The 17,292-nt window shown below is 69.5% G+C and carries 18 protein-coding genes; 15 read left to right on the top strand and 3 right to left on the bottom strand.

Features of this window, described 5'->3' with window-relative positions:
• The first annotated feature begins 5 nt into the window (after window positions 1-5).
• The 13 genes from ABD987_RS13310 (at window position 6) to ABD987_RS13370 (ending at window position 13,384) form a co-directional block, all read left to right on the top strand.
• Complete coding sequence (locus ABD987_RS13310) at window positions 6-2,186, top strand: hypothetical protein (RefSeq protein WP_345391444.1); 2,181 nt, start codon at window positions 6-8, stop codon at window positions 2,184-2,186.
• A gap of 26 nt (window positions 2,187-2,212) precedes the next feature.
• Window positions 2,213-3,484: an ABC transporter substrate-binding protein gene (locus ABD987_RS13315; protein WP_345391447.1), complete on the top strand. Its 1,272-nt coding sequence runs from the start codon at window positions 2,213-2,215 to the stop codon at window positions 3,482-3,484.
• Between the two features lie 109 nt (window positions 3,485-3,593).
• The gene (locus ABD987_RS13320) at window positions 3,594-4,514 is read left to right on the top strand and encodes a carbohydrate ABC transporter permease (RefSeq protein WP_345391450.1); all 921 of its coding nucleotides are present in this window, start codon (window positions 3,594-3,596) and stop codon (window positions 4,512-4,514) included.
• Between the two features lie 23 nt (window positions 4,515-4,537).
• Entirely contained in the window at window positions 4,538-5,407 is an 870-nt protein-coding gene (locus ABD987_RS13325; protein WP_345391453.1) for a carbohydrate ABC transporter permease, read from the top strand.
• 3 nt (window positions 5,408-5,410) lie between these two features.
• Complete coding sequence (locus ABD987_RS13330) at window positions 5,411-6,433, top strand: NAD-dependent epimerase/dehydratase family protein (protein WP_345391456.1); 1,023 nt, start codon at window positions 5,411-5,413, stop codon at window positions 6,431-6,433.
• Window positions 6,433-7,455: a dihydrodipicolinate synthase family protein gene (locus ABD987_RS13335; RefSeq protein ID WP_345391459.1), complete on the top strand. Its 1,023-nt coding sequence runs from the start codon at window positions 6,433-6,435 to the stop codon at window positions 7,453-7,455. The genes ABD987_RS13330 and ABD987_RS13335 overlap by 1 nt, the downstream gene beginning before the upstream one ends.
• Complete coding sequence (locus ABD987_RS13340; RefSeq protein WP_345391462.1) at window positions 7,443-8,429, top strand: hydroxyacid dehydrogenase; 987 nt, start codon at window positions 7,443-7,445, stop codon at window positions 8,427-8,429. Before ABD987_RS13335 ends, ABD987_RS13340 begins: the two co-directional genes overlap by 13 nt.
• Window positions 8,426-9,268, top strand: a complete 843-nt coding sequence (locus ABD987_RS13345; protein ID WP_345391464.1) for an SMP-30/gluconolactonase/LRE family protein — start codon at window positions 8,426-8,428, stop codon at window positions 9,266-9,268. Before ABD987_RS13340 ends, ABD987_RS13345 begins: the two co-directional genes overlap by 4 nt.
• An 11-nt stretch (window positions 9,269-9,279) precedes the next feature.
• Window positions 9,280-10,125, top strand: a complete 846-nt coding sequence (locus ABD987_RS13350; protein ID WP_345391466.1) for a fumarylacetoacetate hydrolase family protein — start codon at window positions 9,280-9,282, stop codon at window positions 10,123-10,125.
• A gap of 189 nt (window positions 10,126-10,314) precedes the next feature.
• Window positions 10,315-10,794, top strand: a complete 480-nt coding sequence (locus tag ABD987_RS13355) for a hypothetical protein (protein WP_345391469.1) — start codon at window positions 10,315-10,317, stop codon at window positions 10,792-10,794.
• Between the two features lie 314 nt (window positions 10,795-11,108).
• Window positions 11,109-11,408 carry a hypothetical protein gene (locus tag ABD987_RS44555; protein ID WP_378214390.1) on the top strand — a complete coding sequence of 100 codons (300 nt, stop codon included), beginning with the start codon at window positions 11,109-11,111 and terminating at the stop codon, window positions 11,406-11,408.
• A 53-nt stretch (window positions 11,409-11,461) separates the two neighbouring features.
• A complete protein-coding gene (locus tag ABD987_RS13365) occupies window positions 11,462-12,046 on the top strand; it encodes a TetR/AcrR family transcriptional regulator (RefSeq protein ID WP_345391472.1) in 585 nt (194 codons plus the stop codon).
• Window positions 12,047-12,214: 168 nt separating this feature from the next.
• Window positions 12,215-13,384: an agmatine deiminase family protein gene (locus tag ABD987_RS13370; protein WP_345391475.1), complete on the top strand. Its 1,170-nt coding sequence runs from the start codon at window positions 12,215-12,217 to the stop codon at window positions 13,382-13,384.
• Window positions 13,385-13,415: 31 nt separating this feature from the next.
• Here the strand turns inward: ABD987_RS13370 and ABD987_RS13375 are convergent, their stop codons facing one another.
• Window positions 13,416-13,976: a TetR/AcrR family transcriptional regulator gene (locus ABD987_RS13375; protein WP_345391478.1), complete on the bottom strand. Its 561-nt coding sequence runs from the start codon at window positions 13,974-13,976 to the stop codon at window positions 13,416-13,418.
• Window positions 13,977-14,064: 88 nt separating this feature from the next.
• On the opposite strand from ABD987_RS13375, the gene ABD987_RS13380 reads away from it, so the two are divergent.
• Window positions 14,065-14,805, top strand: coding sequence for an SDR family oxidoreductase (locus ABD987_RS13380; protein ID WP_345391481.1), 741 nt, complete (start codon window positions 14,065-14,067; stop codon window positions 14,803-14,805).
• Here ABD987_RS13380 and ABD987_RS13385 read toward each other — a convergent pair.
• A complete protein-coding gene (locus ABD987_RS13385) occupies window positions 14,802-15,578 on the bottom strand; it encodes an SDR family oxidoreductase (protein ID WP_345391484.1) in 777 nt (258 codons plus the stop codon). The genes ABD987_RS13380 and ABD987_RS13385 overlap by 4 nt on opposite strands.
• A 434-nt stretch (window positions 15,579-16,012) precedes the next feature.
• Window positions 16,013-16,456 carry an NUDIX hydrolase gene (locus tag ABD987_RS13390; RefSeq protein ID WP_345391487.1) on the bottom strand — a complete coding sequence of 148 codons (444 nt, stop codon included), beginning with the start codon at window positions 16,454-16,456 and terminating at the stop codon, window positions 16,013-16,015.
• A 110-nt stretch (window positions 16,457-16,566) separates the two neighbouring features.
• On the opposite strand from ABD987_RS13390, the gene ABD987_RS13395 reads away from it, so the two are divergent.
• Complete coding sequence (locus tag ABD987_RS13395) at window positions 16,567-17,277, top strand: class I SAM-dependent methyltransferase (RefSeq protein ID WP_345391490.1); 711 nt, start codon at window positions 16,567-16,569, stop codon at window positions 17,275-17,277.
• Window positions 17,278-17,292 lie beyond the last annotated feature (15 nt).

Raw genomic sequence — 17,292 nt, forward strand, 5'->3', positions numbered from 1 at the left:
CAACCATGATCTCTGCGGAAAGCTCGTCGCCGGCGCCGTCGCGTCGTGCCCTGCTGGCGGGGATGGCGGGCGCGGGCGGCATGCTGGTGGCCGGAACCGCGCTGGCTCCGGCGGCGAACGCCGACCCGGCGGGAAAGCCGCGGGAACCGGTCCACGCGCTGGGCACCGTCAAGGAACTCCTCGACCTGGACGGAAAATGGCTCCAGAACGGCGCGCTGGCCTCGGTCGCCGGGTACTTCAACCCGGGCGACGGCGGGGGCGGCCTGCTGCGCTGGGACGCCGCGTCCGCGACTTCCGCGAACGGCGGAACGGTACTGGCTCCCGCGGGCGCCACAACCGGCCGGTGGCTCGCCGTCCACAATGGAGTGTTCGACTTCCGCCGGTTCGGGATCTTCGACGCGAAGGTGAACGCCGACGCCGCGCTCGACGCGATGGTCAATGACCCCGCCGTCTCCCGCGTCGAGGCGCACACCGACCTCAACTTCGTCAAGCGGCACACCTTCGGCCGCAGCACCATCGAACTCGATTTCGGTGGGCACACGATCACGGCGAAGGGGATCGAACCGAACACCCACGACAACCCGTTCGGCGCGGTCCTGTACTTCCGCGGCCAGACCACGGGGAACGCCATCACGTTCACCGCTCCAGAACCGATCGCGGAACTCTCGGACGTCTTCCCGGTCGCGGATTCCGGCGCCTTCACGGTCGGCGACTGGTACGCCGTCGAAGTCAACCCGGTCGGTGGGAAATACGAACGCGAACTCCAGAAACTCTTCCAGATCACGCAGATCGTGGACAGGACGCACATTCGCGTCGGTTACCAGAACGGCTGGCCGTTCGCCGCCGGGCGCACCTTCACCTGGACCAGGACCAGCCCGGTCACGAACGTCCGCGTCACCGACATGAACTTCGTCGGCGTCGGCGGCGACGAGCTGAGCGGTGCGCACCCACTGGCGTTCGAGTACGCGGTCCGCTGCGACGTCTCCCGCGTCCACGGCACCGCGACGTTCTGGCCGGTGATCATGCGCCGCTGGAACACCCACTTCCGCACGCGGGACTGTTCGCTGGTCAACCCGCCGAACGTCGAATACGGCGGTGCCGGATACCTCACCCAGCAGATCTACTGCCTGTACGGGCACGTCGAGGACTGTCACACCTCCAACGCCCGGCATCTCAACGACTGGACAGCGTCCGCGTACTGCTACGTCACCAACTGCCACGGCGACGGCGACGACCAGGGCCCGTTCGTGACGCACGGCCAGTACGAACACGACCTCGTGTACACCGGGTGTTCCGGGCTGATGACCTTCGCGAACAGCGGCGCGGCGTGGGGTTCCTCGGCCAAGCGGATCACCGTGCGCCGCCACGTCTGCTCGTGGTTCGTCGCCCGCGTCAAGGTCACCGACCTGACGCTGGAGGACGTCCAGGTGATCGGGAAACCCGGGCTGCAGGGCTCGGGGATGATCTGGGTCAACGCCGACGGCGTGCAGCTGCGCGGCTGCCAGGCCAGCGACACGTTCATCGTCTCGCAGTCCTCCAACCGCTCCGGCAGGCCCAACGTGATCAGCGGCTGCGCCATCCCGGCCAGGCCGACCACCCAGGTCGTCTACCCGGGTCAGCAGGGCAGCGAGATCGTGCAGGGCAACGTCTCCGCCCCGCTGCACTTCGACCGGTGCGCGTTCACCGGGATGGACGGCAACGCCTTCAACGGCACCGGCGAACTGCGGTTCACCGACTGCGTCTTCACCGGCGCGCCCGAATCGCGTCCGGTCACCGTGGCGGGTGACCTCGCGATCACCGGCGGCTCGCAGACGAACGTCGGCTTCGTGCTCACCGCGGCACGGGACCAGCGCCTGTGTGTCGGCGGCGGCGCCACGGTGTCGGGCACGAACGCGGGCAAGGCGTTCTTCGCCCGCGCGAACGGCAAGGGCGTCGTCACCTGGAGTCTCGCCGACTACCGCAGCGGCACCGCCGACGCGGGCACGGCGCACGTCCGGATCGAGGGTGGCGTCAACCGCTATCAGGCGGGCGGCGTCACGTTCACCGGCGGCGCGATCACGCTCGCCGAATCCGCGTTCGCCGGCGACTCGTACCTGCTGCACACCGGCAACGTCGAATCCGGCGTCCACCGCACCGCACCACCCGCCGGACCCCGCGTGCGGGTCAGCGACAACCTCGGGCTCTAGGCCCGACCGAGGACGGAGGAAAATCCATGAAGACGAAGGCGTTCCTGCTGGCCGCGGCCGGCGCACTCGCCGCCGCGACGCTCACCGCGTGCGGCTCGGGTTCCGGGAGCGGAGGTGTGTCGGCCCCGGCCGACCCCGCCTCGGTCGAGGGCACGGTGGACATGTGGGTCTACCCGGTGATCAACGACAAGAACCAGCACACCCAGTTCTGGGACAAGCAGATCGCCGCGTTCCAGGCCAAGTACCCGAAGATCAAGGTCAAGGCCGAGGTGTTCCCGTGGGCGAACCGGGACACCGCGCTCCAGACGGCCATCGCGGCGCGCAAGGGCCCGGACGTGGCGTACCTGATCCCGGACCAGATCCCCAAGTACGCCACCAGTATCGCGCCGGTGGACGACCTGCTTTCGCCGCAGGTCAAGGAAAGCTACCTGCCGAACGTCCGGGAGTCGGTGACCATGAACGGGCACCTGATGGGCGTCCCGGTCCTGGTCAGCGCCAACCCGCTGATGTGCGACAAGAAGGCGTTCGCCGCGATCGGCAACCCGCCGTTCCCGAAGACCTGGGACGAGCTGCTCGCGCTCGCCCCGCGCTTCAAGGAGGCCGGGATCTACGCGACCAACTACTACGGCGGTGCCGACGCGTCGCTCAACCAGAGCTTCTACCCGGTGCTCTGGCAGGCGGGTGGCCAGGTGTTCGGCAAGGACGGCAGGTCCGTGGCGTTCAACGACCAGTCCGGAGTGGACGCGCTGACCTTCGTGAAGAAGCTCGCCGACGGCGGGTACGTCGACAAGGAGCAGATCACCACCACCCCGGCCAGCCTGGAGCAGACCGCGCTGGCACAGAACAAGGTCGCGTGTACCTGGCAGAACGTCCCGGCCGACGTGAAATCCTTCTGGGGCAAGGAGAACATCGAGATCCTGCCGCCGCTTTCGCAGAAGTCGCCGGTCGGCTACGGCACCGTCGGCACCCTCTCGGTGTTGCAGGGCGCGAAGAGCAAGCCGGCGGCGGCGCTGTGGCTCAGCTGGGTCGCGCAGCCCGAGGTCATCAAGGCCTACGACGTCGCGTCGGGCTACTACTCCCCGCAGAAGGACTCCGGCGGGCTGTACCCGGACGACCCGGTGCAGACGGCGATGGAGAAGACCGTGCCGACGATGACGGTGGGCCAGCTGAACCCCAAGTCGCGGGACGTCATGGGCGTGCTGAACCCCGAGATCCAGGCCGCGCTGCTCGGCAAGAAGTCGCCGAAGCAGGCGCTGGACGACGCGGCGAAGGTCGCGGCCACCCAGCTGGGCGGCTGATTCCCGGCGACAGGTCCGTGGGGGTCGCCTTGAGGGACCTGGAGTCCCTCGATGCGACCCCCACGGACCGCGGCCCACCTTTTCCGTACTGAGCCACGAAAGGCGCATCATGACCGCCACGGTCACCACCGAATCGCCGCCGCGGCGACCCGCGGCCCCGCGAGCCAAGCGGCGGATGTCCCGGCAGACCCGCGTCGGGCTGCTGTTCGTCCTGCCCTGTTTCCTGCTGTTCCTCGTCTTCCGGTTCGGCCCGGCGATCGCCGGGGTCGTGCTCAGCCTGTTCGACTACACCATCGACGGGCAGCTGAACTGGAAGGGACTCGACAACTTCGTCCGGCTCTTCGACGATCCGACGTTCTGGAGCGCACTGCGCGTCACCGCGATCTACACGGTCATCTCGGTGCCGGTCACCCTGGCGGTGTCGGTGGGCATGGCGTTGCTGGTGCGACGCGGTTTCCGCGGCTCGAAGCTGTTCCGGTCGATCTTCTTCCTCCCGGTGGTGACGAGCCTGGTGCTCGCCGCGGTCGTGTTCAAGTGGGTGTTCTCCGCCGACGGGCCGTGGGCGTCGTTCGTGCACCTGCTCGGCTTCCCCCAGGAGTCGTGGCTGACCAACTCCTTCCTTGTCCTGCCCGCGCTGGCGATCGTGTCGGTCTGGGCCCGCTTCGGCTACGACATGCTGATCATCCTGGCGCGGCTCCAGGACCTGCCACGCGAGCAGGAGGAGGCCGCGCTGGTCGACGGCGCCGGCCCGTGGAAGCGCTTCCGCTACATCATCCTGCCGCACCTGAAGCCTGCGTTGTTCTTCGTCGTCGTGATCGAGACGACCGCGTCCTTCCAGGTGTTCGACCTGGTCTACGTGATGACCGGCGGCGGCCCGGTCCGGTCGAGCTACACGCTCGTCTACCAGCTCTACGACCAGGGCTTCCAATACTTCGACCGGGGCTACGCCAGCGCGATCGGCGTCGTCCTGTTCGTGCTGACGCTGGTGATCGCGCTGGTGCAGCGCTGGGTGATCGGGAGGAAGGGATGACTCGGTCCACAATGGAGCAACCGGTGGCGGCTCCGGAGCGGGCACCGCGCCGCAACCGCGGGCGGTACCGCGCGCTCGAACCTTCCCGGGGCGGCAAGATCCTGCGCGGGGTGCTGCTCACCCTCGCCAGCATCGTGACGATCTTCCCGTTCTACGCGATGGTCGTGCTCGCGCTGAAGCCCCCGGTCGCGGTGAAGTTCCCGGAAAGCCTGCTGCCGACCGACCTGTCCTTCGACGCGTTCAAGCACGTCCTCGCCGCGCAGGACGTCGGGCGCTGGACGGTCAACACGCTCATCTACTCCGGCGTCAGCGTCATCGCGGTGCTGCTGCTCGCCTCGATGGCCGGGTACGCGTTCGCGAAGAAGCGGTTCGCGGGCAGCGAAGCGATGTTCTGGTCGTTCCTGTCCATGGTGATGGTGCCCTACCACGTCGTGCTGATCCCGACGTTCATCCTGATGGCCCAGCTCGGCGGGGTGGACACCATGTGGGGGCTGGTCGTGCCCACGCTCGCGAACGCGCAGGCGGTGTTCCTGATGCGGCAGTTCATCATGGGCCTGCCCGACGCGCTGTTCGACGCCGCCAAGATCGACGGCTGCTCGGAGTGGCGGATCTTCGTCCACATCGTCCTCCCGCTGTGCAAGCCGGTGCTCGCCGCGCTCGGCACGTTCATCTTCCTGTGGCACTGGAACGACTTCCTGTGGCCGCTGATCATGGGCCAGAGCACCGAGCACTGGACGCTGACCGTCGGCATCCAGTCCCTGCAACGCCAGCTCTCGCCGCTGAACGAGATCCTCGCCGGCGCCGTCATCTCGTTCATCCCGATCTTCGGGGCCTACCTCGTCGGTCAACGCCATTTCACCGAAGGCGTCACCATGTCCGGTATCAAAGGATGATGCATGTTCAGCTCTGAAACGGAACTGGAGGACCGGCTCACCACGCCGTCCCCCGCACTGGTCGCCGATCTCGCCGCCGACAGCGGTGATCTGCTGATCCTCGGCGCGGGCGGGAAGATGGGGCCGACGCTCGCGCGGCTCGCCCGTCGCGGTCTCGACGCCGCCGGGCGCGGCGGGGACCGGGTGCTCGCGGTGTCCCGGTGGTCGGATCCGGTCGCGGCACAACGGCTTTCCGACGCCGGGGTCGACGTGGTGCCGTTCGACCTCCTCGGCGACGCCGACTTCGCCGAGCTCCCGGACGCCTCGCGCGTCGTGTTCATGGTCGGCGCGAAGTTCGGCACCGCGACGAGCCCGTATCTCGCGTGGGCGGTGAACGCCGCGCTGCCCGCGCGGGTCGCGAGCCGTTACGCCGACGCGCGTATCTCGGCGTTGTCCACCGGCAACGTCTATCCGCTGGTACCCGCCGGATCGGGCGGCTGCGCGGAAACCGACCCGGTCGCGCCGGTGGGCGAGTACGCGATGTCGTGCCTCGGCCGGGAAAGGGTGTTCGAGCACGCGGCGGCCACGCGCGGCACCGAGGTCGCGCTGCTCCGGCTCAACTACGCGATCGACCTGCGGTACGGCGTGCTCGCCGACATCGGGCAGCGCCTGCTCGCCGGGGAACCGGTGGACGTCACGACCAGCGCGGTGAACGTGGTGTGGCAGGGCTACGCGAACGAGGTCGTGCTGCGCGGCCTCGCACACGCCTCCGCCGAACCTTTCGTGCTGAACCTGACCGGCCCCGAAACCGCGTCGGTGCGCCGGATCGCCGAGCGGTTCGCGGCCCGCTTCGACGTCGAACCGGTCGTGACCGGTGAACCGGCACCGAGCGCGTTGCTGAACGACGCTTCGTTGTGCCACAAGCTTTTCGGCTATCCGGAGGTGCCGCTGGCCACGCTCGTCGACTGGCAGGCGGACTGGCTCGCGGCCGGGCTGCCGACCAGCGACAAGCCGACGAAGTTCGCGGTACGGGACGGGAGGTTCTGATGGACGCCGTGGAGCTGCTGCGCTCGGGACTGGTGATCCCGGCGCATCCGCTGGCGCTGACCGAGGATCGGCGTCTCGACGAGCGGCGTCAGCGCGCGCTGACCCGCTACTACCTCGACGCCGGGGCGGGCGGCGTGGCCGTCGCGGTGCACACCACGCAGTTCGAAATCCGGCAGGCCGGGCTGCTCGCGCCGGTGCTGGAGCTGGCGGCGGAGACGGTCCGCGCCGAGGCGGGCAGGCCGGTCGTCCGCATCGCCGGATCGTGTGGACCGCTTGCGCAGGCGGTCGCCGAGGCCGAGCTGGCCGCGTCGCTCGGCTACGACGCGGTGTTGCTCAGCCCCGCCGTGCCGGACGCCAGGGAAGAGGATCTGCTGGTGCGGGCCAAGGCCGTCGGCGAGGTGCTGCCGGTGGTCGGGTTCTCCCTGCAGCGGGCCATCGGCGGACCGGCGCTGTCGCTCGCGTTCTGGCGGCGGTTCGCCGAGATCCCGGCCGTGGTCGCGATCAAGGCGGCCCCGTTCGACCGGTACCGCACGCTGGACGTGGCGAGGGCGATCGCCGAATCCGGCCGGGCGGCGGAAATCGCCCTGTACACCGGGAACGACGACGCGATCATCGCCGATCTGCTGGCCACCTACCGCTACGGCGACGTCGAGCTGCGGACCGCGGGCGGGCTGCTCGGGCAGTGGGCGGTCTGGACGCACGCCGCGGTCGCGCTGCACCGCGACGTCCGGCGCGCCCGCGAGGGCGACACCGCGGTGCTGACCGACCTGCTCGGGCAGGCGGCCGAGCTGACCGACGCGAACGCCGCGGTGTTCGACGCCGCGAACGGGTTCGCGGGCTGCATCGCCGGGGTGCACGAGGTGCTCCGGCGGCAGGGTCTGCTCGCCGGGACCTGGTGCCTCGACCCGGACGAGGGCCTCTCCCCCGGCCAGGCCGGGGAACTCACCCGCGTCACCGCCGCCTACCCGTGGCTGACCGATGACACCTTCGTGGCGGAGCACCTGGACCGATGGCTGAGCTGACCCCGTCCGCGCTGGTGGCAGTGCCGCCCGCGGTGCGCGCCCGGCTGTTCCCCGACGGCGGCGCCCGGCTGGCGCGGCTGCTCCGGGTCACCTACGCGCCGGAACTGCCCGAAAACCCTTGTGACGCCGAGGTTCTGGTCACCAGCTGGGGTGTCCCGCAGCTGACCGCGGCGCGGCTCGACCGGCTGCCCCGGCTGCGGCTGATCGCGCACATCGGCGCGTCGGTCAAGCCGTTCGTCACCGGCGAGGTGTTCGCCCGCGGTATCGCGGTCACCCAGGCGGGCGCCGCGATGGCCCGGCCGGTCGCCGAGGTGGCGCTGGCGTTCACCCTCGCCCTGCTGCACCGCGTGCACCGCTACGACCACGCCCTGCGTTCCGCCGTGCCGTGGGCCGAGGCCGAGCAGGCCCCGCCACGGCACGAGATCGCGGGCACGCCGATCGGCGTCGTCGGCGCGTCACGGACCGGCCGGGCGTACCTCGAGCTGGTCCGGTTGCTCGGCGCCGAAGTCGCGGTGTACGACCCGTTTCTCGACGACGAAGAGGCCGCCCGGCTCGGCGTGACCAGTACCGATCTCGACACGCTGCTGGCGGGCAGCCGGATCGTCGCCCTGCACGCGCCGAGCCTGCCCGGGACCCGGCACCTGATCGGGGCGCGGGAGCTCGCGCGCCTGCCGGACGGCGCCGGGCTGGTCAACACCGCGCGGTCCTGGCTCGTCGACGAGGCGGCGCTGCTGACCGAACTGCGCACCGGCCGGATCGACGCGGCGCTGGACGTCTACGACGCCGAGCCGCTGCCGGTCGCCCACCCGCTGCGTTCGCTGCCGAACGTGCTGCTCACGCCGCACCAGGCGGCGGGGACCGTCGAGGGGCGTGTCCGCCAGGGAGACATCGTCGCCGACGAGATCGCCCGGCACGTGGCGGGCGAACCGCTCATGCACGCGGTGGGACCACAGGATCTCGCGAGGATGGGATGAGCCGCTACGAGGTGGTCACCGACGCCCGCGCGGAGCTCGGTGAGTGTCCACTGTGGAACCCGCGGACCGGGACGCTGCACTGGGTCGACATCCCGAACGGCTTCCTGCACACCCATCGGCCCTCGGACGGCACGCACACCCGGCTGTTCGTGCGCCCCTTCCTTTCGGCGGTGGCGCTGACCGACCACGGCTCGCTTGTCGCGGCGGTGCGCGGTGGCGTGGCGCATCTCGATCCGGAGACCCGCGAGCTGCGCTTCTTCGCGAGTATCGAACGGGAAAACCCGGCCCGGCGGCTCAACGACGTCGGCGTGGATCCGGCGGGCGGCCTGTGGGTCGGCTGCGTCGACGACGGGGAAACACCGGGCAGCAGCACGATCTACCGGGTCGATCACACCGGCGTACGCCCGATGATCACCGGGCTGGACTTCGCCAACGGCATCGCCTGGAGCCCGGACGGTCGCACACTGTATACCGTGGACAGCCTGCGATACACGGTAGCCGCCCACGATGTCTCAGGTGGCGAGCCGAGCTTCCGCGATTTCGTCTGGCAGGGCACCGCGCGGGACGGGATGCCCGACGGCCTCGCGATCGACCTGGCGGGCGATCTGTGGGTCGCCTTCTGGGGCGCCGGATGCCTGCGGCGGCTCGGACCCGACGGGACCGTGCGCGAGGTGGTGACGCTGCCCGCCCAGCGAGTGAGCAGCTGCGCTTTCGGCGGCGAACGACTGGACACGTTGTACGTGACCAGCGCCGCCGGTGACGGGGAGTCTTCCGGCGCGGTGTTCGCCCTGCCGGTACGGACACCGGGCCTGCCCGTCCCCACAATCACTCGAACATAAGGAAAGTAGCCATGAAACTCCTGCGAATCGGCGCCCCCGGCGCCGAACGACCAGCCGTACTGCTCGAAGACGGCCGCCACCTCGACGCGTCCAGCGTGACGCCGGACTACGACGCGAGGTTCTTCGCCACGGACGGCCTTTCCCGGCTCCGGCGGGCGATCGGCGCTCTCCCGGAGTTCGACGCGACCGGCGAGCGGATCGGCCCGCCGATCGCCCGCCCCGGCGTGGTGCTGTGCGCCGGCATGAACTACGCCGCGCACGCCGCGGAAAGCGGTGCCGAGCCGCCGGAGTGGCCCGTGGTGTTCTACAAGGCCCCGAACACCGTCGTCGGGCCGGACGACGCGGTACTGATCCCGCCGGGTTCGGCGAAAACCGACTGGGAGGTCGAGCTCGCCGTCGTCATCGGCAAACGCGCGCGTTACCTTTCCTCGCCCAAGGAAGCGCTTTCCCACGTGGCGGGCTACGCGGTCAGCAACGACGTGTCGGAACGCGCGTTCCAGCTGGAGATCAGCGGTGGCCAGTGGTCGAAGGGCAAGAGCTGCGAAACGTTCAACCCGCTCGGCCCATGGCTGGTCACCGCCGACGAGGTGCCCGATCCGCAGGCGTTGCGGCTCCGCTCGCGGGTGAACGGTTCGGCGCGGCAGGATTCGAGCACGAAGGACATGATCTTCGACGTCGCCACGCTGATCCACCACCTGAGCCAGGTGACCGCGCTCGACCCCGGCGACGTGATCAACACCGGCACCCCCGAGGGCGTCGCACTGTCCGGCCGTTTCCCGTATCTGCGCGCCGGTGACACGATGGAACTCGAAATCGACGGCCTCGGACGGCAACGGCAGGTGCTGAGCAACGCCTGAGGTTCGCGACAGCGCCCTGAGCCTCTCGCCGGACTGCCAGTGGTGGACATATCGCGTTCCGTCACGGGCTCGTGATCGAGATCTTCCTTGGTCGGCCGAAACTGTCGGTGCGGGGTCGTACCGTGTGCCACCCACCTGTACGTCGCCCACGAGCGATCGTCGGCGACCGGCAACCCGAGGAGCCCGACCATGACTTCCACCGTGCCCGTCGACGGGCGCTCCGATTTCGACTTCATCTTCGGCCGCTGGCAGGTCCGCAACCGCAAGCTGGCGGACGTCACCGACCCGGCCTGTACGGAGTGGATCGAGTTCGACGCCACCGCCGCGGCCGAGCCGATCCTGGGCGGCCTCGGCCATATCGACCGGATCCGGACCGACACCTTCGAAGGCTTCACGCTCCGCCAGTTCGACCCCGAGGCCGGGATCTGGCGGATCTGGTGGGCCGCCAGCACCAGGCCCGGGCGCCTCGACCCGCCCATGGAAGGGGCGTTCAGCGACGGCCGTGGCCGGTTCTTCTGCGACGACGTCCTGGGCGGCCACGCCGTGAAAGTGCGATTCGAATGGACCAACGCCACCACCGACACCGCCCGGTGGGAGCAGGCTTTCTCCTATGACGACGGAGTCACCTGGCGCACCAACTGGACCATGGACCTGACCCGGACCGAATAGCGGCAGGTCCGCTATCCAGCGCGACTCCGCTGCCAGGCCTTTCGGTGGTTCCCCGTGACCGTCAGCGGGGAGCCACCACGAGGTCCCGCCACACCCCCGCAGGCCTGTCCCGCCACCGGATCGCGGACATGACCGGCCCGCCGAAGGATCTGAGTCAGTCCGGAGAAACCTCTACGCCACAACAGTTCTCCGGCGACAGCCAGTATGCGATCGCACTCACAAGGACCACAGCAACGCCGAGTCCCAAAAGTCCCAGCAATTAATTCACCCAATTATGTCGAACATACGTGCGACAACTCGCGTAAACTGGAGGCGTGCCCAGGAACCTGTCTGTCCAGGAGCCGCCACCACAGCAGTTGCGGCGGCGATCCGGTTGCGAACTCGCCGATGAGGTGCGTACGCGACTGGAAGCCTTGTGGCGCCAAGACACCGAGCTTGGTCAGCCGCTGCAGCCGCGCCTTCCCTGTTCCGCGCATCATCGGCTGATCCAGCACACCGACCGGTCGATCCGCATCGCCGAGGACGGGCTCCCGGAGTTCCTCCCGCCGGACTACGTGGACCCGCTGCGCAGACCCGGACGCAACATCCTGCACCGCTCCGTGCCCGACCGGTGAGGTCGACGACGAGAGCGAAATCGAGGCCCGCCGGGGAGGTAAAGTGCGACGTCGTGGCCGGCAAACGAGACCAGATCCTCCAGGCGGCGGTCGGCACGATCGCCCAGAGCGGCGTCAGAGGGCTGCGCGTGGAGGACATCGCGACCAAGGCCGGCGTCTCCACTGGGCTGCTCTACTACCACTTCAAGGACCGTGCCGGGTTGCTGCGGGCCACGCTGGACTACATCAACGATCGGGCCGGTCAGCACACGGCGCGGGCGCTGCCCACCGGCTCGGACGCCGCCGGGAATCCGCGTGCCATGCTGGAGCAGAGCCTGCTGCTGGAGTTGCAGGACGACGAAGAGGTCCGCGAGAACAGCACCGCCTGGGGTGAGTTGCGCGCCAGCGCCGTCTTCGAAGTCGAGCTCCGGGATCGACTGGAGGGCGCCACCAGCGGCTGGGTGCGCGAGATCGCCGAGTGGATCGAGGCCGCACAGCAAGCCGGTCAGGCACGTACCGACGCCGATCCCGACGACGTCGCCGAACGCCTGACCGCACTGGTCGAAGGCCTCTCCGAGCGCTGGCTGTCCGGGACGCTCGGCCTGGCACGGGCTCACGCGCTGCTGCGCGGGGCGATCGTGGCCGAACTCGGCGCCTGAGTCACGAGACGAGCCGACACACCAGGTGAGCTGCGCCTATTGATTTGACTGAAAATTCAGTCAGTGACAGGATGCCGTATAGGCTTACTCCGGATGGAGCAAGCTCGACCTGTGGTGGCCTGATGCTCGCCGCGGGTGATGACCCGCACTGAGCACCAGGAGTCCTCGATGCACCACCCCCTCTCCCGCCGTAGTGCCTTGGCCACGGCACTCGGGCTCGGCGCCGCCGCAGTGGCCGGATGCGGCACCACCTCCCCCGGCGGCGACACCGCGGCGCCCGCCGGGACAGCACCGGGGCCGGTCGCGAACAACACCGCCGCGACCACGGCCGGACGAGTCTTCGGCGCCGAATGGGAACCCCACGCCCGCACCCTCATGGCGTGGCCCGCGTCGAACGGCATCTGGCAGGACACCCTGCCCGAGGTGCAGGCGGACATCGCCCGGCTGGCCCGCGCCATCGCCGACCACGAGAAGGTCGTCCTCCTGACGCGCCCCGAAAACCAGGACGCCGCGCGGAGCGCCGTGGGGAGCGCTGTCGAGGTGGTCCCCATCGCCGTGGACGACCTGTGGGCCCGTGACACGAACCCGGCCTTCGTCCAGGTCTCCAGGAAACTCACCGGGATCGACTTCAACTTCAACGGCTGGGGCAACAAACAGCAGCACACCCGCGACGCCAGGGTGGCCCGTACCGTGCTGGAGAAGTACCAGGTCCCGCGCGCCGTGGCGCCGCTGGTCGCCGAAGGTGGCTCGCTGGAGACCGACGGCCAGGGCACCCTGCTGGTCACCGAAAGCTCCCTGGTCAACGACAACCGCAATCCCGGTAAGAGCCGTCAACAGGTCGAGGAGGAACTCAAACAGACCCTGGGCGTCACCAAGGTCGTCTGGCTGGCCGGGGTCAGGGGGCAGGACATCACCGACGCGCACGTCGACTGCCTGGTGCGCTACGTCGCGCCCGGGGTCGTGCTGCTGGACAAGGCCTTCCCCGACGCCCCGGCGGACGTCTGGTCACGCTCTTCCGAGCAGGCCCGAGGTGTTCTCGCCGAGGCCACCGACGCCGCCGGGCGCAGGCTCGAGGTCATCGACCTGCCCCAGCCCGATCCGGATCGCATCACCGGCAGGGGCAAGGATTTCGTGTCCTCGTACGCCAACTTCTACGTCGCCAACGGAGCCGTCTTCCTGCCGCGGTTCGGCGACGCGACGGCGGACGACCGGGCCCAGCAGATCCTGGGCGAGCACTTCCCCGGCCGCAAGGTCGTGCCGGTGCGGATCGACGCCATCGCCGCCGGTGGCGGCGGGATCCACTGCTCGACCCACGACATGCCGGGGACGCCGAGCTGAGAACCGTCCACAGTGGACAAATAAACTGTCCTCACCGGACGCGGAGACCGTCGACGATGACGGTCACGATCGTCCCCGCCCGCGCGTCCCATTCCGATTCCGGCACCCGCGACAGCGCCCCCAGCAGCAGGATGACGTCAGTGGCGTCGACACCGTCGCGCACTTCACCAGCGGCCTTTCCCGCATCGAGCAACGCGCCGAGCGCTTCGTCCAGCCGGTGATGTTGATCCAGGTAGAGGTCCTGCCACGCCGACGCCTCGATCGCCGCCATGACACCGCGTTTGACCCGCGCGTACTCGACCACCCTCGCCAGCCAGCGGTTCAGTGCCCGCAGCGGCGGATGCTCGGCCAGCAGCGGGGCCACGGCGTCGACGAGCTGGGTCAGCTCGTGCCGGTACACCTCGGCCAGCAGGTGCTCGCGGGTCGGGAAGTGCCGGTAGAGGGTGCCCTGCCCGACGCCGGCCGACTTGGCGATCCCGTGCAGCTTCAGCTCGGCGATCGCGCCGTTGGACCTGCTCAGCTCGGCCCGCGCGGCCTCGACGATCCGATCCCGGTTGGCGGCCGCGTCCGACCTGCGCTCACGACCCGTCACCAGCACTCCTCACAGCTAAGCGGACAACTGTCCGGTACGCTCGAACCGGTAACCGGACAGTTGTCAGTTTAGGCCGGGAGGCATCTCGATGAGCACATTGGACACCAAGGTCGTCGCCATCACCGGAGCCAGCAGCGGAATCGGCGCGGCGACCGCGTGGGAGCTGGCCACCCGCGGCGCGTCCGTCGTGCTGGGCGCCCGGCGCACCGACCGGCTCGAGTCACTGGTGGCGCGGATCAGGGCCGAGGGCGGCCGTGCGGAGATGCTGGCGGTCGACGTCACCCGGCGCGCCGACCTCGAAGCGCTGGTGGCGCTGGCGGTCGACCGGTTCGGCCGCCTCGATGTCCTCGTCGGCAACGCCGGGGTCGCGCGGATCGCCCCCATGGCGGCCCTCGACGTCGATGACTGGAACGCGATGATCGACGTCAACCTGCGCGGTGTCCTGCACGGCATCGCCGCCGCGCTGCCGGTGTTCCGCCGCCAGGGCCGCGGCCATTTCGTCACCACGATCTCGACGGCGGGACTCAGGATCGTGCCGACGCAGGCCGTCTACGCGGGCACCAAGAACGCCGTGCGCACGCTGCTGGAAGCGTTGCGGCAGGAGTCCACCGACGGCACGCTGCGCACGACCTCCATCTCGCCCGGATACGTCCACACGGAACTCGTCGACCATCTCGACGACCCCGGGCAGCGGGCCGAGGCCCAGCAGGCGATGGCGGCGCTCGGCATCAGCCCCGACGCCGTCGCGCGCGCCATCGCGTTCGCCATCGAGCAGCCCGACGACGTCGAGATCGGCGACATCACCCTCCGCCCCGCCCGGCAGGGCTAACCGGCCTGCGGCCCGAGGAACATGCCGCCGGTCGCGTCGATCACCTGACCGGTCACCCAGCGCGCGTCGTCCGAGGCGAGGAAGCCCACGATGTCGGCGACGTCCTCGGGCTCCGCGGTCCGGCCGAGCGCCGACGCGCCCGCCATCCCGGCCCGGATCCGCTCGTCGGCGAACAGGTGCGCGGTGCGCTCGGTCGGCGTCGGACCGGGCGCGACGGTGTTCACGGTGATCGCCCGCCCGCCGAGTTCCTGGGCGAGGCTCCGGCCGAACACGTCGAGCGCGCCCTTCGTCATGCTGTAGGCCAGCTCGAAGGGCAGCGCGATCCGGGTGTCCGCCGAGGAGATGTTGACGACGCGACCGCCGTCCCGCAGCACGGACAGCGCCTTTTGGACGATGAAGAACGGCGCCTTCACGTTGACCGCGAACACCTTGTCGAACTCCTCCGGCGTCGTGGCGGAGATCGAGCCCGCGCCGGTCGCGGCGTTGTTGACGACGATGTCGAGGTGGAAGTCGCCGGTCCGTTCGCGTAGCTCCGCCTCCAGCGCGGTGAACAGCTTGGCCACATCGCCGTCGACGCCGAGCGCGGCGGACACGGCGAACGCCCGCCCACCGGCCCGCTCGATCGAGGCGACCGTCTCCTTCGCGGCGGTTTCGTCGTGGCCGTAGTGGACCGCGACCAGCGCGCCGTCGCGAGCCAGCCGCGCCGCGATGGCCCGGCCAATGCCCTTGCTACCGCCGGTGACCAGCGCGATCTTGCCGTCGAGGTTCGTCATGGGAGTCTCCCGTTTTCGGTGGTGGATCTTGTGGGAACGACTCTCCGGGGTCCCGCTGACCACGCCCGCACCGAACGCTGACGACGGCCGTCAGCGGTGAACGCGGCTGCTGACGGTAGATTCACCAGCCAGCGCGGCAGAAGGCCACCGACGAAAGTGAACAGAAAACGCCGTTACGAGCGGTAAACGTCCAGGTCAGCAAGTGTCGTCCCCGCACACGCGGGGCTGGTCCCGCGGTTACGGCGCCAGCCAGATCACCCGCCTCGTCGTCCCCGCACACGCGGGGCTGGTCCGTGGGGGAATCGGTTCGTGCTGGGGCGTGATGGGTCGTCCCCGCGCACGCCGGGGCTGACCCGGTCGTCGCGCCCGGTCTCGCCGGAAAACCGGCCGTCCCCGCACACATCGGGCCGCTTCAGTCACCAGTCCACAGTGGACTAAGACTGGATCGGCCAGCCGTTGAGGCCGAAAGGCTCGCCGCGTCGGTAGAGGTCGACGCAGGCCGCGGTGTAGGGAACGGTGGCCTCCGGCAACGCGTCGAGCGGGTACCAGGCGATCTTCGCGCACTTGTGCGGCTCGGCGTTGTACGGCTCCCCGGCCCACGCGTCCGCGGTGAAGGTGAATCCGACGCGGGCCCGGCCGTGGGGGTTGAGGTTGTGCACGGCGTTGACCATCCGCAGCGAATCGCGGGTCAGTTCGAGGCCGATCTCCTCGCGAGCCTCGCGGATCATCGCCGCGACAAGGTCTTCGCCCGCCTCAAGCTTTCCGGAGGGAAGGTTCCACAGCCCATCGGCGTACCCGGTCCCTTCCCGCTGCGCCAGCAACACCGTGCCGTCGCGAACCAGCAGCAGGAGAACGTCGACGACCGAGGTGTACGTCATGACTGCGCAGACTTGCCAGCAAGTTCGCCATCCGGGGTGCCTCGGGGCAAGTCCGCAGGTGTCACTTCGGCTCCGGCGCGCGACTGGGCACTTGTGCCAGCATGGGGCGCATGTCTGTCGAACCCGATAAGGCCAACGATTACGACAGTTTCGGTGAGGCGTATTCGGCCGAGAACGAGACCAATCTCAACAACGCCTACTACGAACGTCCGGCGATGCTGAACCTCGCCGGGGACGTGGCCGGGCGGCGGATCCTCGACGCGGGGTGCGGCTCCGGCCCGCTGTCGGCGGCGCTGCGCGAACGCGGCGCCGTCATGACCGGCTTCGACGGCAGCGCGAAGATGGTGGAGCTGGCCCGGCGGCGGCTCGGTGACGACGCGGATCTTCGGGTCGCGGATCTGGCCGAACCGTTGCCGTATCCCGACAACGCGTTCGACGACGTCGTCGCGTCGCTGGTGCTGCACTACCTGGAGGACTGGACGGCACCGCTCGCCGAGCTGCACCGGGTGCTCAAACCGGGCGGGCGGCTGATCATGTCCGTCAACCACCCCTTCCTCCCCAAGCTCATCGATCCCCGGGCCGACTATTTCTCGGTTTACGAATGGTCCGACGAGTGCACCTTCAACGGGCAGAAGGGCGTGCTCAGGAACTGGCATCGGCCACTGCACGCGATGACCGACGCCTTCACCGCGGCAGGCTTTCACACAGCCGTCATCAGCGAACCGCCCCCGGCGCCCGAGGCGCACGAGCTGTTCGCCGAGGAACTCGCGGGCAGGAAAGCGTTCCTGAGCTTCCTGTTCTTCGTACTGGAAGCCGTCTGACGCCGCGCGGTGTGC

The sequence above is a fragment of the Amycolatopsis samaneae genome (genome assembly GCF_039541975.1).
In the GTDB taxonomy this organism is placed as follows: Bacteria; Actinomycetota; Actinomycetes; order Mycobacteriales; family Pseudonocardiaceae; genus Amycolatopsis; species Amycolatopsis samaneae.